Below are 24,681 nucleotides of genomic sequence, written 5' to 3' on the forward strand. Positions count from 1 at the left end.
GCGCAGGTGGTCGCGGATCGCGCGGGACGAAAAGGCCTTGTCCGCCAGGACCACGTCCGGTCGGGTGCGCGGACGACCGTGTCGCCGGGGAACGCGCAGGCGGGCCATGACGTCGGTGAAGGCGGGGGCATCACCGGCCTGTCCGGCAGTGAGGACGAACGCGAGGGGCCGGCAGCGGCCGTCGGCTGCGAGGTGGATCTTCGTGGTCAGCCCGCCCCGGGACCGGCCGATGGCGTGGTCGGCCGGTTCGTCGGCCGGGGCCCCTTTTTACGGGCTCCGGCCGCGTGCTGATGAGCCCGCACGATCGTGGAGTCCACCGACACGGCCCAAGCCAGGTCCTCATCGGCGTCGGCCTGGGCCATCAGCGCGGTGAAGACGCGCTCCCAGGTGCCGTCGAGGGCCCACATCCGCAGCCGGTTGTAGACGCCACGCCAGTTGCCGTACTTCTCCGGCAGGTGGACCCACTGCGTTCCGGTCTGGAACTTGAACGCGATGGCGTCGATCACCTCCCGGTGATCCCGCCAGCGACCACCCCGCTGCGGCGTCCGGTCCGGGAGTAACGGCTCGATCCGCGCCCACTGCGCATCTGTTAACGGCACACCCGGACCAACGACCGACTGATCCAAACGAAACTGCCTAGAGTCCACGGTTTGATTGGTGCACCACAAGGCCGGTCACAACGTGGTAGATGGCGATGACCCGGTTCCTCCTGCATCGGCCGCGGGCTGTGTCCGCTCGCTACTAGTGGAAGCGCGACCGCGTGACGTGGGACAAGCCGTCGTTCCTACGGCTGACTGCCGCCCGCGAGAGGAACAACGGCTTGATCCGCGTCAAGCCTCGCTAACAAACCTTTTTGCGAACCGCTTGCCGGAGATACGTCCTGCATCAGGAACCGGCAGTGGCAGAAGTTCCCCCTTGACTTCAACGTCCGGTTGTTGAACCACGGTTCCGTTGACACGTGGTGGCGCATGGACGAGGCCGTCCACGACGCAGCCGCTGGAACTACGGGACGAAGCTAAAACCGTTTACGCCACCCCGTGACTTCGCTTCACGCGACGCTTCGGTGGTGTCCTCCCCCGACCATATGCAACGCGCCCCCGATCGGGATGGCCAGCCGGTACCCGTGCAAGGACAGCACCCTGCCAAATCATCGGCACCCCCCGGGTGGAGTGCTTCAATTGTCGGATTGGGCGGAGTCCGCTTAGCGTGGAAGCGCCGTGATCACGTAGCGACAGCAGGGTGAGCCATGACTACTACTGAGCTGATTGGCGTAAGCCAGACGTCGGCCGCTGTCACTGGCAACAGCAAGTCTGGGCAGGGTGTTCTTGGTACGTCCGTCTCGTTGTACGGCGTCCACGGCATGAGCAGCACGAGCGACGGAGTCCAATGGCGCGAGTGCAAATGGCCATGGAGTCCGCGGTGAAGGCGCCGTCGGTATTTCCGGCAAGGGCACGAAAGGCCCAGGAGGCGAGTTCGCGTCTGAAACAGACGGACAAATTCGACTCGTTCCCCCATCCGAGCCGGCATTCTTCGTCGGCGACGCCTCGGCGGGGGAGGTACCGGTTCTGCCGAAGTACGCAAATGCCGGCGAGCTACGGCTGGTCCGCACAGAGGGCGGCACGTGCAGTCTCTGGCTGTGCGTGCACGGCTCGTCCAACAGCCCTGTCGCGCCTTGGGCGATGCGGGCGGAAGTTCGGCTCGGTGACGCGTTCGCGGGCCAAGGCGGAGAGTTCCCGCCCTAGTCGTCGTACAAGTTACTGCGAACCATCAGCTCTGCATTCGGCACTTCATTCATTCGCTTCTTGAACTCGTCTGAGACAGGCTGTGTTGTTGCAAAGATGACCCTGGCCGGATTCCTGATAGGCATCTTGACCAGAGCTTCAAACTTTTCTAGGGCCTCGGTCTTCAAGGAATCAGTCTTGAGACGCGTATGCGCACTGGTTCGTGGCGCCGGATCCGTCCGTCGGACACTTTCTGACGCTGACGCTCTTCGCCGAGTGCAACAGCACGGGACGCATCGCGCGTGACACGACGTCCGTGTTTCTTCGTGGCGCGGTTCCGGACGACGTCATGTATGACGCACGGCTGCTCGTCACGGAGCTGGTCGGCAACGTGGTGAATCACGCTGTGCCGGATCGCTGCCGGGCCCATGCCGGTGGCGCTCGGCGCATCGACGTGACCTTCAAGCTCTACCCGAAGTGGCTGTTCTTCGGGGTTGCGGACGAGGACTCCACGCCCCCGCTGCTGCCCATGGGCGACTTCTACTCGCCCGAGTTGGTGACGGAGTTCTCGGAGGCGGTCCTGGCCGACAGCGGCCGTGGACTGATGCTCGCCCAGCGGATGGCGACGGCGGTGTGGTGGACGCCGAAACCAGGCGGCGGCAAAACGGTCTGGTGCCGCTTCGATCGTGACGACACAGTCGGACTCGGCTCGTCCTGATGATCTCCAGGCTGCCGATCCAGCGCCCCATCCGCGCCAGCGGGGCGGCAGTCAGGGGCCGGAGGCAGATCGGGGCTTGACCCCGAATCCTGGACACGGCTTATGCGGCTTGGGTCGGGGTAGTTGGTGCTTCTCGGAGTGCTGTTTCGTAGGCGATGGGGCTGCGGTGTCCGAGGCGGGAGTGACGGCGTCTTGTGTTGTAGCGGTGGAGCCGGCGGAACGCGTCGAGGCGGGCCTCGCGCTCGCTCGACCAGTGCTTGCGGCCCTGGAGTGTTTCGCGTTTGAACGTTGCGTTGAACGATTCCGCGAGTGCGTTGTCAGCGCTGGAGCCGATCGCGCTCATGGACTGGCGGACGCCGGCTCTGCGGCAGGCGTCGGCGAAGGCCCGGCTCGTGTACTGGGCCCCGTGATCGACATGCATGATCGCCCCGGTCAGGCTGTCGCGGGTGCGTTCAGCGGCGATCAGAGCGTCGGTGACGAGATCGGTCCGCATATGATCGGCGATCGCCCAGCCGACGAGGCGGCGCGAGGCGAGGTCGATGACGGTGGCCAGGTAGAGGAACTTCCCGCCGTCCACGGGGAGATACGTGATGTCACCCACGTACTTCGTGTTCGGCTCGGCCGCGGTGAAGTCGCGGCCGATCAGGTCCGGGCCTTCGCCGCGGACGGGTCCGGGACCGTGGTGCGGTGGCGGCGACGCAGCCGCACGCCTGCGAGATTGATGCTCCGCATCACGCGCGCGACCCGCTTGTGGTTGACGCGATCACCGTCCTCGCGGAGCTCGGCAGTGATCCTGGGGACGCCGTAGGTGCCGTCCGATTCCCGGTGCACGGCCCGTATCCGGGCAGCGAGCCTGTCTCGTGTGTCCAAGATCAGGGGTCAAGGCCCCTCTTCGGACCCCGAACCAGGCGCCTACGAAATAACCGAAGACCTGATGAGACGTCAGTATGTGGCAGTAAAGTGGAGTTAGAGACAGACGCCCCGGCAGCGGCTGGCACCGCCCCGGGGCTGGCCGACTGATTGGGAGTCGACGTGTCCAATAAAAGCACAGCCCTGCGCTCACCCATCGGGACCACTGCTCGGGTGGTCGGCACACGCTCGCTGCGTGCCGTCGACTACCTCCGCGTCTCGACCGAGGAGCAGAAGAAGGGCTACGGCGTAGCCAGGCAAAGCCGCAAGACAACAAGGCACATCGCGCTTAAGCAGTGGGCGCATGCCGGGACCTACAAGGACGAGGGAGTCTCGGGGTCCCTGGAAGCTGCTGCCCGAGGTGATCTCAAACGCCTCATGGATGACGCTCAGCAGACTCCGCGCCCGTTCGACATTGTGGTGGTGCCGGACGGCCGTGTGATCGGTCGTAAGGGCCGCGCCTTCTGGCGTTGGGTGTGGGCCCTCGAAGACATCGGCGTTTACGTCGCCGTGGTCGCCGACGACTACGACAACACGACGGCCGAGGGGCGCAAGAAGATGCGCCGCGATGCCGACTACGCAGAGACCGAGTGGGAGACGATCCGAGACCGCACCCAGGGCGGGTTGCAGGAGAAGGCAGAACTCACGCCGGCCGCGCACATCGGTGGGCGCCCTCCCTACGGCTATCGCATCGCCAACAAGGGAACTCCCGGCTCGTACCTGGTGGTCGACGAGGATGAGGCGAAGGTCATCAAGCGCGTGTACGACCTGGTCGTCCGCGAGGGCCTCAACCTCCGCAAAGCCACGATCCGTCTGAACTCAGAGGGGACCAAATCCCGCACGGGCAAGTCCTGGACGCGTGACAACCTCCGTGATCGAGTGATGTCGACGCCTGTGCTTGATGCCGTGCTCGTCTTTCGCGGGAAGCATGCCAAGACCGACGAGGACGGCACCCCCCTATGGGGTAACTCGATCAGGATCGAGCTTCCTCGGATCCTGACCGAGGAACAGAGCGCTGAGCTACGGCGCAAGGTTGACGAGACCGCAAAGCACAGTAGCGGGCAACTCTCCTTCTATCCGCTGAGCGGCCGAATCATGAGCCTCTGCCAGCGGACGTACTCAGGGATGAGCAACGAAATCGACGGTGAGTACGCCCGGTTCTACCGGTGCACCGGAATCGCGCCCAAGGATCTCAGCCAGAAGTCATGCGGCTGCTCTCGCATCGACGCTGACGCTCTTGAGGCGCATGTCTGGACCCGCGTCACTGAAATCGCGAGCGACACCGAAAAACTTCAGACGCTGGCTGCCGAGTGGATCGGGATGGCGGAAGGCGACACCGCCGCCCTGGGCGACCGGATCGCCGACCTTGACCGGCAGATCGAGGGCATGAACGCATCGATTGCCGCCGTCATCGTGGCCACCGCCAAACAGAGCAAGTCAGCTGATGCCATCGAGACAGCCACGGCCGTGCTGAACGAGGAACTCCAGCAGCTTCAGAATCTGCGTGATGAAGCGGCCGAATGGCTGACCGAGATGGAGGAGTCGGACCAGCGTGCGCGTGATCTGATCGCCCTGGCTGCCATGGCGAAGGAGTCGTTCCCGAACATGGCCCCGGAGCAACAAGCGGCCATCTTGTCCATCCTGGAACTGAAGGTCACGATCACAGGGCCCGTCCCGGACGATCGACGTGGCGGTGTCCCGTGCACCGTGCGGGCCTGGTACGCAACCAGTGGTCTCGGAATCCCGGTCGCCGGCCTCTCCGACGAGGAATGGGCCAGGGTCGCTCCCCTACTGCCCAAGGGCCGCAGGGGCACCGTCCGCCGATCCTTGGACGCCATCTTCTACAAGGCACGTACCGGCAAATCGTGGCCTGAAGTGATCAAGGACACCGGCGCCACAATCCAGGCCTCGAAGCACTTCAACGCCTGGACATCCGATGACACGTGGACCCGCGTGAACGCGGCGCTGTCGGACGTGGAGCAGACTCCTCTTCCCGAACCTCAGCTCCTACCGCCGATGATCATCGAAGGGCGAGTCGACCCGAGCGCGATGCTGCACCCTGAGGGACGATCCCGAACGGGATGCCGATGATCGTGATGCAGAGGATCACGCCAGCGAGAAGGTACCCGAGGAACAGCCAGAAGCCGCTCAGGACGAGCCAAATGACGTTCAGGATGGTCTTCACTGAGGGCGACCTGCCATCTTCTCTAGCCGGGCGATCCGTTCCGCCATCGGCGGATGCGTCGAGAACATCTTCGACAGTCCCTGCCCCGGGCGGAAGGGGTTCGCGATCATCATATGGCTCGCGGTCTCGATCCGGGGCTCCGGAGGAAGCGGAAGCTGCTTGGTGCCGGCCTCCAGCTTGCGCAACGCGCTGGCCAGGGCGAGCGGGTCGCCGGTGAGCTGGGCTCCGGAGGCATCCGCCTCGTACTCCCGGGAGCGGCTGATGGCGAGCTGGATGAGGGAGGCGGCGAGCGGGCCGAGGATCATGATCAGCAGCAGGCCGAGGAAGCCGGGGCCGTCGTCGTCGTCCGAACGGCCGACGGGGATCAGCCAGGCGAAGTTGACCAGGAACATGATCACGGAGGCGAGGGCGCCGGCCACCGACGAGATGAGGATGTCGCGGTTGTAGACGTGACTCAGTTCGTGGCCGATGACCCCGCGCAGTTCACGTTCGTCCAGGATGCGCATGATGCCTTCGGTGCAGCACACGGCGGCGTTGCGTGGGTTGCGGCCGGTCGCGAAGGCGTTCGGCGCCTCCGTCGGGGAGATGTACAGGCGGGGCATGGGCTGCCGGGCCTGGGTGGAGAGCTCCCGGACCATCCGGTACAGGGCTGGGGCCTCGAACTCGCTCACCGGGCGCGCGCGCATCGCGCGTAGCGCGAGCTTGTCGCTGTTCCAGTACGCGTACGCGTTCGTGCCGAGGGCGACGAGGACCGCGATGATCAGACCCGTCCGGCCGAAGAAGCTGCCGATGACGATGATGAGTGCCGACAGTCCCCCGAGGAGAACTGCGGTCCTGAGCCCGTTGTGCCGGCGGTGCACGGTACGCCCTCCAAGTCGTGCGGCAGGGGAACCCTTTGCCTGCGCTGCTGCCTTCCGGTCTGCGATGCCACCGGTGTCGTGGTGCCACGTCCAGTGGACCCTCCCGCACTGGTCAACGCCAGGCGGCGGCCACTAGTTCCCTTGTGCCCGCTGTGCGCCGCGTGAGCCGTCCGGGTGAGGCACGGCGCGCCATGCGCGGGCACGCCCTCACGCGCGCGTGAGGGCGTCAGAACAGGCCGGTGCCTGCGAAGCGCAGCACCAGCTGCGGTGCTCCGGACAGTGCGATGCCGAGGGCGCCGGTGAGGGCGAGCGCGGCCGTGAGGGGGGCCGGGAGGGCGTGCTGGGCCGGTTCGCCCTCAGGGGCGCGGAACAGCAGGGTCGCCCACTGGAGGTAGTAGTAGAGGGCGATCACGACGTTGACTGCCATGACGACGGCCAGCCAGCCGAGGCCCGCGTCGACGGCCGTCGAGAAGACGGTGACCTTCGCGAACAGTCCGATGACGCCGGGCGGGAGTCCGGCCAGGCACAGCAGGAAGAACGCCAGGAGCAGCGCGGTGAGCGGGTTGCTGGCGTACAGGCCGCGGTAGTCGGAGACGCGGTTCAGGTGCCGTGTGCGCGCCACCAGGGCGGCCACCGCGAAGGCGCCGAGGTTGACGGCCGCGTACATGAGGGCGTAGGCGACGGTGGAGCCGACGGTCTTCCGGGCGTCCTCGGTGTATCCGGCGGCGGCGATCGGCACCAGCAGGTAGCCGGCCTGGCCCACCGACGACCAGGCGAGCAGTCGTACCGCGCTGTACGCGCGCGTGGCCTGCTGGCGCAGGGCCGCGACGTTGCCCACGGTCATGGTGAGGGCGGCCAGGACGGCGAGCGCGGGTCCCCAGACGTCGGCGTACGACGGGAAGGCGACGACGGTGACCAGGATCAGGCCGGAGAAGCCGACGGCCTTGCCGACGACCGACAGGTAGGAGGCGATCGGGAGCGGGGCGCCGACGTAGGTGTCGGGCACCCAGAAGTGGAACGGCACGGCGGCTGTCTTGAACGCGAAGCCCACAAGGGTGAGGACGACACCCGTCTGGGCGAGGGTGTGCAGTTGTCCGTCGACGTGCTGGATACGGTCGGCGACCTGGGTGAGGTAGAGGCTGCCGGTGGTGACGTACACGAAGCTGACGCCCATGAGGCTGACGGCGGTCGCGGTCACCGAGGACAGGAAGAACTTCAGGGCCGCTTCGGAGGACCGTCTGTCGCCGTGCCGGATGCCGACGAGGGCGAAGGCGGGCAGGGAGGCGACCTCCAGGGCGACGATCAGGGTGGCGAGGTCCCGGGAGGCGGGCAGCAGGGCGGCACCCGCGGCCGAGGAGAGCAGCAGGAACCAGAACTCGCCCTGGGGGTAGCGGCTCCGGCCGTCCTTGAGAGCCGTGAGGGACAGCAGGGCGGTGAGCAGGGCGCCGCCGAGGACCAGGAACTGCACGACCAGGGTGAACCGGTCCGCGGTGTAGCTGCACGCGCGCGGGGCGCCGTTCAGGCAGAAGGTGCTGCGATCGTGGTCCAGAAGCGGGAGCAACAGGGCGGCGGCCGCTGCGAGTCCGGCGACCGACACCCAGCCGAGGAGCGGTTTCCTCGTTTCGGGCACGAACAGGTCGGCGATCAGGACGGCGAGACCGACGACCGCGGTGAGGGTGGGCGGGGCGATGGCGAGCCAGTCGACGGACTGGACGAGGTTCGCGGCCAGGGGCTGGGCGGCCAGGGCGCTCATCGGGTGCCTCCTGCGAGGAGCTGCTGCACGGCCGGGTCGGTCAGGCCGAGCAGGGCCCTGGGCCACAGTCCGGCGACGACGGTGAGGACGACGAGGGGGGTCCAGGCCGCGAACTCGTACGTGCGGACGTCGGCGAGCCGCGGCGCGTCCTGCGGTACGGCGCCCATGCAGACGCGGCGGACCACGGCCAGCATGTAGGCGGCGATCAGCAGGGTGCCGAAGGCGGCGATCGCCATGAAGGTCAGGAAGGCCGGGCGGCTGAGTCCGGCGGCTGGCTCGAACGCACCGAACAGGGCCAGCATCTCGCCCCAGAACCCGGCGAGTCCGGGCAGTCCGAGCGAGGCGACGGCGGCGAACGCCAGCAGCCCGCCGAGGCGCGGCGCCTTGCCGTACAGCGCGGCGCCGGTGCTCTCGGAGAGGGTGTCCAGGTCGGTGGTTCCGGTGCGGTCCTTCAGGCCGCCGACCAGGAAGAACAGCAGGCCGGTGATGAGCCCGTGGGCGATGTTGGCGAACAGGGCGCCGTTGACGCCGGTCGGGGTCATGGTGGCGATGCCGAGCAGGACGAAGCCCATGTGGCCGACGGAGGAGTACGCGATCAGCCGTTTGAGGTCGCCCCGTGCACCCCGTTTGGCCAGGTTCAGGCAGGCCAGGGACCCGTAGATGATCCCGACGACGGCGAGGGCGGCGAGGTAGGGCGCGAAGGTGCGGAAGCCGTCCGGCGCGACCGGTAGCAGGATGCGGACGAACCCGTACGTTCCCATCTTCAGCAGGACACCGGCCAGCATCACCGAGCCGACGGTCGGCGCGGCGGTGTGGGCGTCCGGCAGCCAGCTGTGCAGGGGCCACATCGGGGTCTTCACCGCAAGTCCGATCCCGATCGCCAGAACGGCGATGACCTGCACGGATGCGGTCAGTGACCGGCCGTTGTCAGTGGCGAGTGCCACCATGTCGAACGTGCCCGCCTTGATTCCGATCAGGAGCAGGCCGAGCAGCATGACGACGGACCCGAGCAGAGTGAAGAGGATGAACCTCCAGGCGGCCCGGGTCCGTCCCTCACCGCCCCAGCGGGCGATGAGGAAGTACATCGGGATGAGCACGGTCTCGAACGCGAGGAAGAAGAGCAGCAGGTCGAGGACGGCGAAGGTCGCGAGGGTGCCGGACTCCAGGACGAGCAGCAGCGCGACGAAGGCCTTCGGGGACGGGCCCGCGGGCATGTTGAAGTACGAGTACAGCGCGCAGAGGAAGGTCAGCAGCGCGGTCAGGACCACGAGGGGGAGGGAGATGCCGTCGATGCCGAGGTGGATGCGCACGTCGAGTGCGGGGATCCAGCTGATGTCGGTCGTGGCCTGCATCCTCGACGGATGGCCGTGGTCGAAGCCGAGTGCGAGGACGATCGCGGCGAGCAGGATCGCGCCGGTGACGGTCACACCGTGCCGGAGCACGGCCTGCTCGGGTGACGTGCCCTTCAGTCCGGGCGGGGCGGGCAGCAGAGCGGCGACGGCGCCCAGAAGCGGGCCGACGACGATCAATGCCAGAAGGAACTGCATCACGGATTCACTGATATCGATCACGCCTGCTCACGCTCCCGTGGCGACGAGGAGGACGGCGACCGCCAGGACGACGGTGCCGGCGAGCAGCGCGCTCACATAGGTCTGGACGTTGCCGGTCTGGGCCCGCCGGACGGCGGCGCCAAGCAGGCGGGGCAGGGCTCCCGCTCCGCGGACGTAGGTGTCGACGACCTCACGGTCGAGGAACCGGACGAGGCTCGCGGCGGCCAGGACCGGGCGGACGAACAGCACGTCGTACAGGGCGTCCAGGTGGAAGCCCTCGGCCGCGTGCCGGTGCAGCGGGCCGAGCAGGGCCCGGCCGGGGTCGGCCGGGTCGGGTGCGTAGGCTACGTCGCCGAACGCCGGAGCGTGGGCGGCGATGGCCTCGGCCTCGACCAGGGCCGCATCGCCCTCGGGGTGGGCGGCGACGGCGCCCAGCGGAACCCGCGCCGCCGCCGTCCGGGTGCGCAGCCAGGCACCGTAGATGAGGAGTCCGCCGATTAGCGCGAGGCCGGTGCCGAGGACCGAGGTGGTGAGGGTGGGGGCGAGGGCACGGCCGTCGAACCAGCCGGGCAGTGAACGGTAGGCGAAGCCACCGAAGGCGAGGGACGGAACGGCCAGCACCCACAGCACCACCGTCATGGACAGCGGCTGCCTGCCGTGGTCCGGGGCCTCGGCTCCCTGGCCTCGGAAGGCCAGCAGCCACAGCCGGGTCGCGTACGCGGCGGTGAGCAGCGCGGTGACCAGGCCCGCCACGAGGACGATCCAGCCGGCGCTGCCGGGGACGTGCTCGGCGTGACCGGTCGTCGCGTGCTCGGCGGCGCCGAGGACGGACTCCTTGGAGAAGAAGCCGCTGAAGGGCGGGATCGCGGCGAGCGCGAGCAGGGCCACGGTCATCGTCCAGTAGGCGTCCGGGACGCGGTCCCGCAGGCCGGACGTGCGGGACATGACGGCGAGCGAGTTGGTGCCGGCGGCATGGATGACCACGCCGGCCGCGAGGAACAACAACGCCTTGAAGGCGCCGTGGGACAGGAGGTGGAACACGGCGGCACCACGGTCGCCGACGGCGAGGGCGCCGGTCATGTAGCCGAGCTGCCCGATCGTCGAGTAGGCGAGGACGCGTTTGATGTCGTCCTGGGCGAGGGCGGCGAGACCAGAACCCACCATCGTGACGGCGCCCATCACCGCGAGGACGACCATCACGGCCGCGCTGGCCTCGAAGACCGGAAGGAGACGGGCCACGAAGTAGACACCGGCGGCGACCATCGTCGCGGCGTGAATCAGCGCGGAGACGGGGGTCGGGCCCGCCATCGCGTCGGGGAGCCAGGTGTGCAGCGGGAACTGCGCCGACTTGCCCGCCACGCCGCACAGGAGGAGCAGCCCGACCAGGGCCGGGTGGTGCAGGCCGCCGTGCGCGACCGTGGAGAGGACGGTGGTGACGCGGAACGATCCGGCGTCGGTGGCCAGCGCGAACAGGCCGATCAGGAACGGCACGTCGCCGAGTTTGGTGACCAGGAATGCCTTGATGGAGGCGGCACGCGCCTCGGGGGTCTCCCAGTAGTGGCCGACAAGGAAGTAGGAGCAGATGCCCATGACTTCCCAGCCGACCAGCAGCACGATCAGGTCGCCGGAGTAGACGACCAGCAGCATCGCGGAGGTGAACAGGGATACGAGGGCGGCATACGAGGGGTAGCGCGGGTCGTCGCGGAGGTAGCCGGTCGAGTAGATCTGTACGCAGGTGGCGACGAAGGCGACCAGGACGGCTACCAGGGCGGCGAAGCCGTCGATGTACAGGGCGAGTTCGATCGGGACCGAACCGGTCGGGGTGAGTTCGGTGTGCGTCTCGATGGCCCGGCCGCCGCCCTGGTCGACGGCGACCGTGCAGGCCAGGGCCAGTGCGGCGAGCGTCGGCAGGACCGCGAGCGGGCGGACGAACCCGGGGGCCGTGCGCCCCAGGAGCAGGCCGGTCACGGCGCCGAGGAACGGCAGGAGAGGGACGAGGACGGCGAGGGTGGTCGTGGTCACGCGGTGGCCTCAGCCTTCTCGTCGGCCGCCGCGTCCGTGGGCGTGCCGGCCGTGCCGTCCTCGTGGCCTTCGGCGGTGTCGCGGAGCCGGTCGATGTCGGCGGTGCCGCGGTTGCGGTGGACGGCGAGGACGATCGCCAGGCCGATGCCGATCTCGGCGGCGGCGATGGCGATGGTGAACAGGGTCAGGGCCTGGCCGGAGTGCAGGGTGTCCCGGGCGGCCTTGCTCAGCCAGACGTCGAAGGCGACGAGGTTGAGGTTGACGGCGTTGAGCATCAGCTCGACCGACATCAGGACCAGGATCGCGTTGCGGCGGGCGAGGACGCCGTACAGGCCGGTGCAGAAGAGGAGGGCGGAGAGAACGGCGGGATCGGCGAGGTGCATCAGCGGGCGCCTTCCTGCTCGATCGGGTGAATTCCGCGATTCGTGACCGAGGGGGAACTCTGCGTGACCGCTCGGCCGTTCACAGGAGGCGGGGTCGGATCCGCATTGGCCTTCCGGGACAGGACGATCGCCCCGACCAGGGCCGCGAGGAGGAGGACGGAAAGGGCCTCGAAGGGCAGGACCCAGTTCTGGAAGAGGCTCGCACCGGTGACCTTCGTCGAGCCGGCGGCGGCGCCCCCCAGGTCGATCCAGGTGGTACGGAAGGCGTCGACGACCACCCAGACCAGAGCGGCCGCCGCGCACACGGCGACGGCCAGCGCGAACCAGCGGTTGCCGGAGTCGGCGTCCGGGGAGCGGCCGATCGGGGCCTTGGTGAGCATCAGACCGAAGAGAAGGAGGACGACGACGGAACCCACATAGATGAGCACCTGCACCCAGGCGATGAACTCGGCGGTGAGAAGCAGGTATTCGACGGCGAGCCCCCCAAGGGCGACCACCAGCCACAGAGCGGCGTGCACCAGCTGGCGCGTGGTCACCGTGACGAGCGCGGCGCCGAAGGTGACCAGGCCGACGAGGAGGAAGGCGACCTCCACGCCGGTCGGAGAGAGGAAGCCGTGCGGCGCTTGGGTCATGGCGGTCACGACTCCCCCTCCCCCGGTTCGGCGCGGTAGGCGGACGGCTCCCGCTGCGCGGCGGCGAGCTTCTCGGCGGTCTTGCGGGCGGCCGCGATCTCCTTCGGTTCCTCCGCACCGGGGTCGAGGGCGGGCGGTGCGGGGACCGTCCACATCCACTCACGGAGCTTGTCCCGCTCATGGGTGAGCTCGTGGATGTCGGTCTCGGCGTACTCGAACTCGGGGGACCAGAACAGAGCGTCGAAAGGACAGACCTCGATGCAGATACCGCAGTACATGCACAGGGAGAAGTCGATGGCGAAGCGGTCCAGCACGTTGCGGCTGCGTTCCCGGCCACCGGGGGCCGCCGCCGGGACGGTCTCCTTGTGGGAGTCGATGTAGATGCACCAGTCGGGGCACTCACGGGCGCAGAGCATGCAGACCGTGCAGTTCTCCTCGAACAGGCCGATCACGCCCCGGGTACGGGGCGGGAGGTCGGGAAGCGCGTCCGGGTACTGCTCGGTGACCGACTTCCGGGTCATCGTGCGCAGGGTGACGGCCAGGCCCTTGGCGAGGCCGGAGCCGGGGATGGGGGCCACTAGGAGATCACCACCTTGACGATGCCGGTGAGGGCGATCTGAGCGAGAGAAAGGGGGACGAGCAGGGTCCAGGAGAACTTTTGCAGCTGGTCCTCGCGCAGGCGGGGGTAGGTGACGCGGAGCCAGATCACGACGAAGGCGAGGAGGGCCGTCTTCAGCAGGGTCCACAGCCAGCCGAGACCATCGGCGCCCCACGGCCCGTGCCAGCCACCCAGGAAGAGCACGGTGGTCAGACCGCACAGGACGACGATCCCGGCGTACTCGGCGAGCAGGAACAGGGCGAAGCGCAGACCGGTGTACTCGGTGTACGCGCCGAAGATGATCTCCGAGTCGGCGACGGGCATGTCGAACGGCGGCCGCTGGAGCTCAGCGAGCCCGGCGACGAAGAACACCAGTCCGCCGGTGATCTGCCAGGGCAGCCACCACCAGTGGAAGGCACCGACGATGCCCGGCAGGGAGACCGTGCCGGCCGCCATCGCCACGGAGGCGGCGGCGAGCAGCATCGGGAGTTCGTAGGCGAGGAGCTGAGCGGCGGTGCGCAGGCCGCCGAGGAGGGAGAACTTGTTGGCGCTGGCCCAGCCGGCCATGAGCGAGCCGAGGACGCCGACGCCCATGACGGCCAGCACGAAGAACACACCCGCGTCCAGGGCCTGGCCGACGGCGCCCTCGCCGGGTCCGATGGGGATGGCCAGCAGTACGAGGAGATACGGGAGGAGGGCCACCGCGGGCGCCAGTTGGAAGACACGGCGGTCCGCGCCCGCCGGGACCACGTCCTCCTTCTGCGCGAACTTCACGCCGTCGGCGATCAGCTGGGCCCAGCCGTGGAAGCCGCCGGCGTACATCGGGCCGAGGCGGCCCTGCATGTGGGCCATCACCTTGTGCTCGGTCTGACCGACGATCAGGGGGAAGGTAAGGAAGACGACGAACACGACGAGGAGTCGCAAGGCGACGTCCAGAGCGTCGTTCACTGCGAGCCTCCTGGGCGGTCGTCACGGGGCGGTTGTTCGGGATCGGCGTTGTCGGGGGCGGCCTGCTCGTGGATGGCCTGGTCTGGCGTGACCTTGTCGGGGGCGTCGAGGTCAGGAGGGGAGTCGGGTGCGGAGGCTTCGACCGCTTCGGAGGCGTCGGCCGCTTCTGACGCTTCTGACGCTTCGGTCGCTTCGGTCGCTTCGGGGGCCGCGCGTTCACCGGTTGGGCCCTCAGGAGCCGGGCCTTCAGAAGCCGAGCTGTCCGAGACCGGAGACTTCTCGGTCGCGGGTTCGGCCCCGGTTTCTGCTCCGGGTTCGGTCCCGGTCGGCCCAGGCGATTCGTTCGGCTCGGTCGGCGCCGGGCGCCGCTCGGCCGGTCCGGGCTCGTCGAAAGCGGGGCGAGCGTGGTGCCACGGCGCGTCCGCGCTGCGCGAGGGCCGCGGCTGGGTGGCCGTTTCCGGCGCCGCCGCCGTCTCCGCCGCGCGCTGCGAGGCGGAACCGCTCGAGGCGGTACGCGCCCGACGCGGACCCCGATGAGCCGACGGCGTTCCCGCCTCCCGGCCCCCCGCCGCCTGAGCGGCCTCGCCCGAGACGGCCTCTCCCACGGCAGCCTGCTCGGCCGTGGTCTGTTCCGACCCGGTTTGTCCCAACCCGGCCTGTTCCGCCCCGGTCGGTTCCACCCCGGCCTGCTCCGCTCCGGCCTGTTCCGCGCCGGTCGATTCCACTCCGGCCTCGCGACGCTCGACCGCGGTCTGCTCAGCCTCGGTCTGCCCGGCGGCCTCGGCCCCGGCCCTCTCGGCCTCGGTCCGTCCGGCCTCGGCCCCAGCCCCCCCGGCCTCGGTCCGCCCGGCGCCGGGACGCTCCGGAGTCGTCTCCTCCGTGGGAGCGTGGCGTTGGGAAGCGGATCCGGCGCTTGCCGTGCGTGTCCGGCGTGGAGACGTCGGTGGTTGCTCCGTGGAAGCCGCCCGCTGGGAAGCGGAGCCGGCGCTGGCGGTGCGGGAGCGGCGTGGGGTGGTCGTCGGCCCGGGTTCGGGCTGCGCTGCCTCCGGAGCACGGGAGCCCGCGGCCTCGGGCGTCTCCGCCGCCTGGCTCGCCGAGCCCTGGGCCGCGGTGCGTGCGCGTCGTACCGGGCGGTCGCCGGCAGCGGCGGCCGGGCGGGTGCCGGCGGTACGGGCCGGGCGGGCGGGGGCGGGCGGGAGCTGGCCCTTGAGGGGGCCCCACTCATTGGGGTCGGGGACGCCCGGGGGAAGCATCTGGCGGCGCTTCGGGCCGCCGTGGTCGGACTCGCCCGGTTCCTTGGCGCCGGGCCATGCCTTGGCGACCCGGGCGGCCAGGACGAAGTCCTTGCGCAGGGGGTGGCCCTCGAAGGTTTCCGGGAGGAGGAGGTGGTCGAGGCCGGGGTGGCCGGTGAAGCGGACGCCGAACATCTCGTGGGTCTCGCGTTCGTGCCAGCGGGCGCCCGCGTAGACGTCGACGGCGGACGGGAGTTCGGGGGCGGTGTGCGGCACCGTCGTACGCAGCAGAAGGCGGCGGACCGGGGCGAGCGCGACGACGTGGGCGGAGACGCGGAAGCCGGTGCCGGGTTCGTCGACCGCGCTCAGCCAGTCGAAGTAGGTGCAGGAGAGGGTCCTACGGGCGACTTCCAGGGCGGCGAGCCAGGAGGACGGCGGGACGTCGACCGTCAGCACCCCGTACGACTCCTCCGCTGTCGCGTCGGGGCCGAAGAGCTCCTCTACGGGGGCCGGCAGCCAGCCGGTCGGGGCGGTCATCGCGCGTCCCCCTCCTCCGCCGGGGCCGGGGGGCGCACCAGGCCGCTCTGGAGGGCCGCGGCAGAGGGGCGCTGGGTGCCGTAGCGCTCGCGGAGGGACTCCGCCGCGATCTTCTCCTGGAGTTTCAGGATGCCCTGGAGGAGGGCCTCGGGACGCGGCGGGCAGCCGGGGACGTAGACGTCGACGGGGATGATCTGGTCGACGCCCTTGGTGACGGAGTAGGAGTCCCAGTACGGCCCGCCGCAGTTCGAGCAGGCGCCGAAGGAGATGACGTACTTCGGTTCGGGCATCTGCTCGTACAGGCGCTTGACCGCCGGGGCCATCTTGTCCGTGACCGTGCCCGAGACCACCATCAGGTCGGCCTGGCGGGGACCCGGCGCGAAGGGGATCACGCCGAGGCGGATGAAGTCGTGGCGGGCCATCGACGCGGCGATGAACTCGATCGCGCAGCAGGCGAGGCCGAAGTTGAAGACCCAGAGCGAGTAGCGGCGGCCCCAGTTGAGGACGACCTTCATCGGCTCGGGGGCGAGGCGGGCGAGGGCGCCCAGCCTCTGCGGCTCCGGCAGCGGGACGGGCTCCGGCATCACGTCCATGTCAGGACGCCCTTCTTGTATGCGTACAGCAGGCCGACGGTGAGGAAGCCGAGGAAGATGAACATCTCCACGAGCGTGGCCGCACCGTAGCCGGGGGCGGCGAAGACCGTCGCCCAGGGGAACAGGAAGATCGAGTCGACGGCGAAGATGACGTAGAGGAAGGCGTAGACGTAGTAGCGGACCTGGGTGTGGGCCCAGCCCTCGCCGACGGGGTCGACGCCGCACTCGTAGGTGAGGAGTTTCTCGGGGGTGGGGACCACCGGGCGCAGCAGCCGGCCGGCCCCGAAGGCGACGGCGACGAAGAGCACGCCGACAACGGTCAGCAGCCCCACGACCGAGTAGGACGCGAAGTAGCCCGCCGCGACGGCCACGGTCGGTTCGCCACCCACCGTCTCCCGCATCGTCCGTCCCTCACTCCCTCGACAGGCAGCGCGCCCGGCCCGGCCCGTCGTCCCGACCTCGGTCCGTGACCTCGGCCGACTCCCGATTCGACGATCTGTACGCACGGGAGTCTAGGCCCTGATAAAGACACGGTAAGCAGGCCGTCACACGGTGGGACATGATGCGGGAGCCCACTGGTGGGGTTTTCCCCAGGGTGACCCGGGCGGCGAACTCCATGGCGCGGCGTCACGGCACACGGCACGCTGGCGCACATGACCGCACCCGTACCCCGATCCCTCAGCTCCGTCGACGGCGGAGACGACCGTGAGCGGCTGCCGCCCGTGCGCTTCGCCTACGACGGTCACACCTGGAAGGAGATCGCGCACCTTCTGCTGAACCTGCCGATGTCGTTGTTCGGCTTCGTGTACGTGACGACGACGCTGTGGGTGAGCGGCATCCTGACGCTCACGGTGATCGGCATTCCGCTGCTCGCCGCCACCCTGCTGGGCGCCCGGCAGCTGGGGAAGCTGGAACGGGCACGCGCGCGCGGGCTGCTCGGGGTGCGGGTGGACGAGCCGACGCCGATGCCGTGGGGCAAGCGCGGTGGGGGCTCGCAGCGGCTCTGGATGACGCTGAAGGATCCGGTGGGCTGGCGGACGCTGCTGTACGACTTCATCCGGCTGCCCTGGGGCGTCCTCACCTTCTGCGTGACGCTGACCTCGCTGTTCGTGCTGTGGCCGGTGCTGCCGTTCATCGCGCGCGGGCTCGCGAACGTGGACCGGGCGATGGTCCGCGGTCTGCTGTCGCCGTCCGACGAGCTGGAGCGCCGGATCGCCGAACTGGAGTCCGACCGGGGGGTGGTCGTGGACACGGCCGCCGCCGATCTCCGCCGGATCGAACGGGATCTGCACGACGGCGCGCAGGCCCGCCTCGTCAACCTGGCGATGGGGCTGGGCCTGGCGAAGGAGAAGCTGCTGGAGGATCCGGACGCGGCCGCCGTGATGGTCGAGGAGGCGCACGGTGAGGTGAAGCTGGCCCTCCAGGAGCTGCGGGACCTGGCCCGGGGCATCCATCCGGCGGTGCTGACCGACCGGGGCCTGGACGCGGCGCTGTCCTCGGTGGCCTCGCGGTGCACGGTGCCGGTGCAGGTGACCGCGGACCTGCCGGCCAGGCCGGCGCCCGCGATCGAGGGCATCGCCTACTTCACCGTCTCCGAGCTGCTTCAGAACATCAGTAAGCACAGCGGTGCGCGCAGCGCCGCGGTCGACGTGTGGCGGACCGAGGACCGGCTGCTGATCCAGGTGTGGGACGACGGTCGCGGCGGGGCGAGCCTGGACCGCGGCACCGGGATGCGAGGGCTCGCGGACCGGCTGGGCGCGGTCGACGGCCTGTTCGTCGTCGACTCCCCGGAAGGCGGTCCGACGACGGTCACCGCCGAGTTGCCCTGGCGCGACCGGTCCTAGGTCGGACGGGCGGGGCGGACGCGTGGGGAGGACGCGTGGGGTGGGGAAAACCCCCCGTCCGAGACGCCGACGGACTCCATGGTCCGCGCGTGCGAGGCACAGCAGGGTGGAGGTACGGCAGGACAGGGCCGATGTGACTGGAACAGGACAGGACGGGACGGCGGCGATGGCCACGGAGTACGGGCAGGGACACGGGTACGACTACTCGCAGAACGGGTCGCACGGGTCGCACGGGTCGTATGGGTCGTATGGGTCGTATGGCGACAGCGAGCCCTACGGCGGACGTCGGCGTCGGGTGCCCGCCGTCCTGCGGGCGCCGTTCGAGGCGCGCAGCTGGCGTGAGTTCGGCTATGTGCTGCTGGGCTTTCCGATCGGTGTCGCCCTGTTCGTGTGGACCGTGACGATGCTGTCCCTGGGTGTGGGGCTGCTGGTGACCTTCGTCGGGATTCCGCTGCTGGCGGTGGCCCTCGCCGGGTGCCGGGGTTTCGGAGCACTGGAGCGGGCACGCGCGCGCGGGCTGCTGAAACTGCGGGTGGCGGACCCGGAACCGGTGCGGATGCGCAAGCCGGGGTTCTTCGCCTGGATGGGCGCGGTGCTGAAGAGCGGCACGTCCTGGCGTCATCTGCTGTACGCGGTTTTGCAGTTCCCGTGGTCGATGTTCTCGTTCGTCGTCGCGCTCAACCTCTGGGCGTACGGCTGGGCCCTGCTGACGTATCCGCTGTGGTTCTGGGTCTTCCCGGTGTACGCCGGGCAGGGCGGGATCCAGCTGTACGGCGACGCGCACCACAGCGTCTATCTCGACAACCCGTTCGAGATCACCGTGACGGCGCTGGTGGGGCTGCTGTTCACGCTGGCCACGCCGTGGATCGTACGGGCGCTGACGATGGTGGACCGGGTGATGGTGCACGGGCTGCTGGGGCCGTCACGGCTGGCGTCGCGGGTGGTGGAGCTGGAGTCGGACCGCGGGGTGGTCGTGGACACGGCCGCCGCCGACCTGCGAAGGATCGAGCGGGACCTGCACGACGGGGCGCAGGCGCGGCTGGTGGCACTGGCCATGGACCTGGGGCTGGCGAAGGAGAAGCTGCGGGAGGATCCGCAGGTCGCGGCGCGCATGGTGGACGAGGCGCACGGTGAGGTGAAGACCGCGTTGCAGGAGCTGCGGGACCTGGCCCGGGGCATCCATCCGGCGGTGCTGACCGACCGGGGCCTGGACGCGGCACTGTCCTCGGTGGCCTCGCGGTGCACGGTGCCGGTGCGGGTGGAGGTCGACCTGGTGGAGCGGCCGGCGGCGGCGATCGAGGGGATCGCGTACTTCACGGTGTCGGAGCTGCTCCAGAACGTCAGCAAGCACGCGCGTGCGCGCGAGGCGTCGGTGGACGTGTGGCGCAGTGAGGACCGGCTGATGCTTCAGGTCGTGGACGACGGGGTGGGCGGCGCCGACACGTCCGGCGGGTCGGGGCTGGCGGGGCTGGCCGAGCGGCTGGACGCGGTCGACGGGATCCTGGTGGTGGACTCGCCGGCCGGCGGCCCCACCCGGGTGACGGCGGAGCTGCCCTGGCGGCGCTGAAGGACCCTGGGGGTGACGGCCGCCGCCCCCGCACTCGAGTGGCGGCCTGTTTTGGCCAGCGACCTCCCCTTACTCGCACGCACTCCGATCCGAATGCTGGAATGCTGGACTTTCGGACAGGGCAGGCATGTACGCCGGACGGGGTGTGGGGGGCCGGGAGATCGTGGAGGACAGGGTGCGGGTGGTCATCGCCGAGGATTCCGTGCTGCTCAGGGAGGGGCTGACCCGGCTGTTGACCGACCGCGGACATGACGTGGTCGCGGGCGTCGGAGACGCGGAGGCGCTGGTCAAGACCATCGCCGAGCTGGACGCGCAGGAGGCGCTGCCGGACGTCGTGGTGGCGGACGTACGGATGCCGCCGACGCACACCGACGAAGGGGTGCGGGCGGCCGTACGGCTGCGGAAGGCGCATCCGGGGCTCGGGGTGCTGGTGCTGTCGCAGTACGTCGAGGAGCGCTACGCCACCGAACTGCTGGCCGGTTCCAGCCGGGGCGTGGGGTATCTGCTGAAGGACCGGGTCGCCGAGGTGCGGGAGTTCGTGGACGCGGTGGTGCGGGTCGCCGAGGGGGGTACGGCGCTCGATCCCGAGGTCGTGGCGCAGTTGCTCGGGCGCAGCCGCAAGCAGGACGTGCTGGCCGGGCTGACCCCGCGGGAGCGGGAGGTGCTGGGGCTGATGGCCGAGGGTCGGACGAACTCGGCTATCGCGCGGCAGCTGGTCGTGAGCGACGGGGCCGTCGAGAAGCACGTCAGCAACATCTTCCTCAAGCTGGGCCTCTCCCCGAGCGACGGTGACCACCGGCGCGTTCTGGCCGTTCTCACCTATCTGAACTCCTGACGGGCGGCCACCGTGTCGGCACCGGAAGGCAGCCCAGGGGAGGGAAAATCATGACAAGTCAGGGCGACAGGTCGTCTCGAAGAGCCGTCCAGCATGCGAGCGGACACGGGAAGGCGACCCTAACCGACGTAGGGTTGAAGGTGGGATGGTCCGTGGGACGGCCAGGCCCGGACAGCCGCCTCGAAGGAGGTCCAGTTCAGTGACCAGCCAGGTCAGCAGGACAACGGAACAGGCCGATGGAACCGCCGACGGAACCGTCGTCGGAGAGCAGCGCAAGCCGGGCGGCGTCAAATCCGTCCGGCGCCTGGACCGGGTGATCATCCGGTTCGCGGGGGACTCGGGTGACGGTATGCAACTCACCGGAGACCGGTTCACGTCGGAGACCGCGTCCTTCGGAAACGACCTCTCGACCCTCCCGAACTTCCCGGCCGAGATCCGGGCCCCCGCAGGCACTCTGCCGGGGGTTTCGTCCTTCCAGCTGCACTTCGCCGACCACGACATCCTCACCCCCGGGGACGCGCCGAACGTGCTGGTCGCGATGAACCCGGCCGCGCTGAAAGCCAACATCGGCGATCTGCCGCGCGGCGCGGAGATCATCGTCAACACGGACGAGTTCACCAAACGGGCGATGCAGAAGGTCGGCTACGACACCTCGCCCCTGGAGGACGGCTCGCTCGACGGGTACAGCCTCCACCCGGTGCCGCTGACCACGCTGACCGTGGAGGCACTGAAGGAATTCGACCTCACCCGCAAAGAGGCCGAGCGCAGCAAGAACATGTTCGCGCTCGGCCTCTTGTCATGGATGTACCACCGGCCCACCGAGGGCACGGAGAAGTTCCTCGCGCAGAAGTTCGCCCGCAAACCCGAGGTCATGAAAGCCAACCTGGCGGCCTTCCGCGCGGGCTGGAACTTCGGCGAGACGACCGAGGACTTCGCGGTCTCGTACGAGATCGCGCCGGCGACCACCGCGTTCCCGGTCGGCACCTACCGGAACATCTCGGGGAACCTGGCCCTGGCCTACGGCCTGGTCACGGCGAGCCGGCAGGCGGATCTGCCGCTGTTCCTCGGGTCGTACCCGATCACCCCGGCCTCCGACATCCTGCACGAGCTGTCCAAGCACAAGAACTTCGGCGTGCGGACGTTCCAGGCGGAGGACGAGATCGCCGGTATCGGGGCGGCGCTGGGGGCGGCGTTCGGCGGTGCGCTCGCGGTGACGACGACGTCCGGTCCCGGGGTGGCCCTGAAGGCGGAGACGGTCGGACTCGCGGTCTCCCTGGAGCTGCCGCTGCTGGTCGTCGACATCCAGCGCGGCGGGCCGTCCACCGGTCTGCCGACCAAGACCGAGCAGGCGGACCTGCTCCAGGCGATGTACGGCCGCAACGGCGAGGCGCCGGTCCCGGTGATCGCCCCGCGGACCCCCGCCGACTGCTTCGAGGCGGCGCTGGAGGCGGCCAGGATCGCGCTGACGTACCGCACCCCCGTGATGCTCCTGTCCGACGGTTACCTGGCCAACGGCAGCGAGCCCTGGCGGATCCCGGAGCTCACCGAGCTCCCCGACCTGCGGGTGCAGTTCGCCGACGGCCCCAACCACACCCTCGACGACGGCACCGAGGTCTTCTGGCCGTACAAACGCGACCCGCAGACCCTCGCCCGGCCCTGGGCGGTCCCCGGCACGCCCGGCCTCGAACACCGCATCGGCGGCATCGAGAAGCAGGACGGCACCGGCAACATCTCGTACGACCCCGCCAACCACGACTTCATGGTCCGCACCCGGCAGGCCAAGATCGACGGTATCGAGGTGCCCGACGTCGAGGTCGACGACCCGGACGGCGCGCGGACCCTGGTGCTGGGCTGGGGCTCCACGTACGGACCGATCACTGCGGCGGTACGGCGGCTGCGCGCGGCCGGTGAGGCGATCGCGCAGGCGCACCTGCGTCACCTGAACCCGTTCCCGAAGAACCTCGCCGCCGTCCTCAAGAGCTACGACAAGGTGGTGATCCCCGAGATGAACCTCGGTCAGCTCGCCACCCTCATCCGGGCGAGGTACCTGGTGGACGCGCATTCGTACAACCAGGTCAACGGCATGCCGTTCAAGGCCGAGCAGCTCGCCGCGGCGCTCAAGGAGGCCATCCATGACTGACGTGACGGACGCCACCGAAGGGCTGCTCCAGCTCGTGCCCAAGGCCGAGGCCAGGCAGTCCATGAAGGACTTCAAGTCGGACCAGGAGGTCCGCTGGTGCCCGGGCTGCGGTGACTACGCGATCCTGGCGGCCGTACAGGGCTTCATGCCGGAACTGGGGCTGGCGAGGGAGAACATCGTCTTCGTCTCCGGGATCGGCTGCTCGTCCCGTTTCCCGTACTACATGAACACCTACGGGATGCACTCCATCCACGGCCGGGCGCCGGCGATCGCGACCGGTCTGGCGACCAGTCGGCGGGATCTGTCGGTGTGGGTCGTCACGGGTGACGGTGACGCCCTGTCCATCGGCGGCAACCACCTCATCCACGCGCTGCGCCGCAACGTCAACCTGAAGATCCTCCTCTTCAACAACCGCATCTACGGGTTGACGAAAGGCCAGTACTCACCGACCTCGGAGGTCGGGAAAATCACCAAGTCGACACCGATGGGTTCGCTGGACGCCCCGTTCAACCCGGTGTCCCTGGCGATCGGCGCCGAGGCCTCCTTCGTCGCGCGCACCATCGACTCCGACCGCAAGCACCTCACCGAGGTGCTGCGCGCGGCCGCCGCGCACCCGGGCACGGCCCTGATCGAGATCTACCAGAACTGCAACATCTTCAACGACGGGGCCTTCGACGCCCTCAAGGACAAGCAGTCGGCCGAGGAGGCGATGATCCGCCTGGAGCACGGGCAGCCCATCCGCTTCGGCGCGGACCGCGCGCGCGGGGTGGTACGGGACCGGCTCACCGGTGACCTGAGGGTGGTCGACGTGACGGCGGACAACGAGTCCGAGATCCTCGTCCACGACGCCCACTCCCCCTCCCCCACCACGGCCTTCGCGCTGTCCCGGCTGGCCGACCCGGACACCCTGCACAACACGCCCGTCGGTGTCTTCCGCGCGGTGGAAAGGCCCGTCTACGACGTGCAGATGTCCGAGCAGCTGGACACCGCCGTCGCACAGCACGGCAAGGGCGACCTCGCGGCGCTGCTGGCCGGCGGGGACACCTGGACGGTCGTCGGCTGACCGCAGGCGGCCGCGAGCGGGGTCCGGACGACACGTCCGGACCCCGCTCGCACGTCAGGCCTTCTCCGGCCGCGGTTCACGCGTCAGGCCTCCTTCGGCTGTGGTTCGCGCGTCAGGCCCTCTCCGGCCGCGGCTCGTGCGTCAGGCCTTCTTCGCCTCGTCGTAGGCCTCGCGCGCGCGTTCCACGTCCGCCATCCGCCGCTCGGTCCACAGGGCCAGGTCCCGTACCTGCTGGGCGGCCTCGCGGCCGAGGTCGGTGAGGGAGTAGTCGACGCGGGGCGGGATGACGGGTTTGGCGTCGCGGTGGACGAGACCGTCCCGTTCCAGCGTCTGGAGCGTCTGGGTCAGCATCTTCTCGCTGACCCGGCCGATCGCGCGGCGCAGCTCGCTGAAGCGGTAGGGGCGGTCGAGGAGTTCGATGAGGACCAGGACGCCCCAACGGCTGGTGACGTGCTCCAGGACCAGCCGGTACGGGCACATCGCCTCGGCGACGACGTACTTCCCGGTGCCGGGACCACCTTCGGGGATGCTTACGACCATGCCAGTACCTTACTTCAAAGTGGGTACTTTCTTCTGGTTAGCGCACCTCCT

At 69.4% G+C, this 24,681-nt stretch carries 20 protein-coding genes and 3 pseudogenes; 7 read left to right on the forward strand and 16 right to left on the reverse strand.

The features are described 5' to 3' along the window. Positions 1-599: pseudogene (locus tag AAW13_RS07525) on the reverse strand (IS5 family transposase); the annotation flags it as partial. 1,345 nt (positions 600-1,944) lie between these two features. On the opposite strand from AAW13_RS07525, the gene AAW13_RS07530 reads away from it, so the two are divergent. Continuing rightward, complete coding sequence (locus AAW13_RS07530) at positions 1,945-2,439, forward strand: ATP-binding protein (RefSeq protein WP_046726401.1); 495 nt, start codon at positions 1,945-1,947, stop codon at positions 2,437-2,439. 100 nt (positions 2,440-2,539) lie between these two features. Here the strand turns inward: AAW13_RS07530 and AAW13_RS07535 are convergent. Together AAW13_RS07535 and AAW13_RS44750 are read right to left on the reverse strand one after the other, a co-directional pair. After that, positions 2,540-3,103: pseudogene (locus AAW13_RS07535) on the reverse strand (IS3 family transposase); the annotation flags it as partial. After that, the gene (locus tag AAW13_RS44750) at positions 3,082-3,270 is read right to left on the reverse strand and encodes an IS3 family transposase (RefSeq protein WP_167391690.1); all 189 of its coding nucleotides are present in this window, start codon (positions 3,268-3,270) and stop codon (positions 3,082-3,084) included. The pseudogene AAW13_RS07535 and the gene AAW13_RS44750, both read right to left, overlap by 22 nt. Before the next feature lie 252 nt (positions 3,271-3,522). Between AAW13_RS44750 and AAW13_RS07540 the strand changes: the two genes are divergently transcribed. Then, positions 3,523-5,439: a recombinase family protein gene (locus tag AAW13_RS07540; protein WP_240528557.1), complete on the forward strand. Its 1,917-nt coding sequence runs from the start codon at positions 3,523-3,525 to the stop codon at positions 5,437-5,439. On the opposite strand, the pseudogene AAW13_RS47370 reads toward AAW13_RS07540, so the two are convergent. From AAW13_RS47370 to AAW13_RS07600, 12 genes and pseudogenes are all read right to left on the reverse strand, one after another. Beyond that, positions 5,375-5,533: pseudogene (locus AAW13_RS47370) on the reverse strand (YccF domain-containing protein); the annotation flags it as partial. The gene AAW13_RS07540 and the pseudogene AAW13_RS47370 sit on opposite strands and share 65 nt — an antisense overlap. Further along, positions 5,530-6,393: a zinc metalloprotease HtpX gene (htpX, locus tag AAW13_RS07550; protein ID WP_046726403.1), complete on the reverse strand. Its 864-nt coding sequence runs from the start codon at positions 6,391-6,393 to the stop codon at positions 5,530-5,532. The gene htpX and the pseudogene AAW13_RS47370, both read right to left, overlap by 4 nt. A 226-nt stretch (positions 6,394-6,619) precedes the next feature. Next, positions 6,620-8,146 (reverse strand): NADH-quinone oxidoreductase subunit N, encoded by a 1,527-nt coding sequence (locus AAW13_RS07555; RefSeq protein WP_046726404.1) that lies wholly within the window; start codon positions 8,144-8,146, stop codon positions 6,620-6,622. Further along, on the reverse strand, positions 8,143-9,717 hold the full coding sequence (locus AAW13_RS07560; protein WP_046726405.1) for an NADH-quinone oxidoreductase subunit M: 1,575 nt from the start codon (positions 9,715-9,717) through the stop codon (positions 8,143-8,145). Before AAW13_RS07560 ends, AAW13_RS07555 begins: the two co-directional genes overlap by 4 nt. Before the next feature lie 6 nt (positions 9,718-9,723). Further along, positions 9,724-11,718, reverse strand: a complete 1,995-nt coding sequence (locus tag AAW13_RS07565) for an NADH-quinone oxidoreductase subunit 5 family protein (RefSeq protein WP_046726406.1) — start codon at positions 11,716-11,718, stop codon at positions 9,724-9,726. Next, entirely contained in the window at positions 11,715-12,101 is a 387-nt protein-coding gene (nuoK, locus tag AAW13_RS07570; RefSeq protein ID WP_046726407.1) for an NADH-quinone oxidoreductase subunit NuoK, read from the reverse strand. Before nuoK ends, AAW13_RS07565 begins: the two co-directional genes overlap by 4 nt. After that, positions 12,101-12,733, reverse strand: coding sequence for an NADH-quinone oxidoreductase subunit J family protein (locus AAW13_RS07575; protein ID WP_046726526.1), 633 nt, complete (start codon positions 12,731-12,733; stop codon positions 12,101-12,103). The genes nuoK and AAW13_RS07575 overlap by 1 nt, the downstream gene beginning before the upstream one ends. Positions 12,734-12,738: 5 nt before the next feature. Continuing rightward, complete coding sequence (locus tag AAW13_RS07580) at positions 12,739-13,311, reverse strand: NuoI/complex I 23 kDa subunit family protein (protein ID WP_046726408.1); 573 nt, start codon at positions 13,309-13,311, stop codon at positions 12,739-12,741. Next, positions 13,311-14,279, reverse strand: a complete 969-nt coding sequence (locus AAW13_RS07585) for a complex I subunit 1/NuoH family protein (RefSeq protein ID WP_046726409.1) — start codon at positions 14,277-14,279, stop codon at positions 13,311-13,313. The genes AAW13_RS07580 and AAW13_RS07585 overlap by 1 nt, the downstream gene beginning before the upstream one ends. Next, positions 14,276-16,048, reverse strand: coding sequence for an NADH-quinone oxidoreductase subunit C (locus AAW13_RS07590; protein WP_063777033.1), 1,773 nt, complete (start codon positions 16,046-16,048; stop codon positions 14,276-14,278). Before AAW13_RS07590 ends, AAW13_RS07585 begins: the two co-directional genes overlap by 4 nt. Beyond that, positions 16,045-16,641, reverse strand: coding sequence for an NADH-quinone oxidoreductase subunit B (locus AAW13_RS07595; RefSeq protein WP_046726410.1), 597 nt, complete (start codon positions 16,639-16,641; stop codon positions 16,045-16,047). Before AAW13_RS07595 ends, AAW13_RS07590 begins: the two co-directional genes overlap by 4 nt. Beyond that, entirely contained in the window at positions 16,632-17,042 is a 411-nt protein-coding gene (locus AAW13_RS07600; RefSeq protein ID WP_046726411.1) for an NADH-quinone oxidoreductase subunit A, read from the reverse strand. The genes AAW13_RS07595 and AAW13_RS07600 overlap by 10 nt, the downstream gene beginning before the upstream one ends. A 252-nt stretch (positions 17,043-17,294) precedes the next feature. Here AAW13_RS07600 and AAW13_RS07605 point away from each other — a divergent pair, with 252 nt between their 5' ends. From AAW13_RS07605 to AAW13_RS07625, 5 genes are all read left to right on the forward strand, one after another. Further along, complete coding sequence (locus AAW13_RS07605) at positions 17,295-18,485, forward strand: sensor histidine kinase (protein ID WP_046726412.1); 1,191 nt, start codon at positions 17,295-17,297, stop codon at positions 18,483-18,485. Between the two features lie 166 nt (positions 18,486-18,651). Next, positions 18,652-20,052 carry a sensor histidine kinase gene (locus AAW13_RS07610; protein ID WP_046726413.1) on the forward strand — a complete coding sequence of 467 codons (1,401 nt, stop codon included), beginning with the start codon at positions 18,652-18,654 and terminating at the stop codon, positions 20,050-20,052. A 127-nt stretch (positions 20,053-20,179) separates the two neighbouring features. Next, positions 20,180-20,887: a response regulator transcription factor gene (locus AAW13_RS07615; protein ID WP_276207586.1), complete on the forward strand. Its 708-nt coding sequence runs from the start codon at positions 20,180-20,182 to the stop codon at positions 20,885-20,887. Positions 20,888-21,086: 199 nt separating this feature from the next. After that, positions 21,087-23,027, forward strand: coding sequence for a 2-oxoacid:acceptor oxidoreductase subunit alpha (locus tag AAW13_RS07620; protein WP_046726414.1), 1,941 nt, complete (start codon positions 21,087-21,089; stop codon positions 23,025-23,027). Further along, complete coding sequence (locus tag AAW13_RS07625; RefSeq protein WP_046726415.1) at positions 23,020-24,090, forward strand: 2-oxoacid:ferredoxin oxidoreductase subunit beta; 1,071 nt, start codon at positions 23,020-23,022, stop codon at positions 24,088-24,090. The genes AAW13_RS07620 and AAW13_RS07625 overlap by 8 nt, the downstream gene beginning before the upstream one ends. A gap of 141 nt (positions 24,091-24,231) precedes the next feature. Here the strand turns inward: AAW13_RS07625 and AAW13_RS07630 are convergent, their stop codons facing one another. After that, complete coding sequence (locus AAW13_RS07630) at positions 24,232-24,630, reverse strand: winged helix-turn-helix transcriptional regulator (protein WP_046726416.1); 399 nt, start codon at positions 24,628-24,630, stop codon at positions 24,232-24,234. Between the last annotated feature and the right edge of the window lie 51 nt (positions 24,631-24,681).

Origin of the sequence: Streptomyces humi (assembly GCF_001005085.2) — a bacterium.
Classification (GTDB): domain Bacteria; phylum Actinomycetota; class Actinomycetes; order Streptomycetales; family Streptomycetaceae; genus Streptomyces; species Streptomyces humi.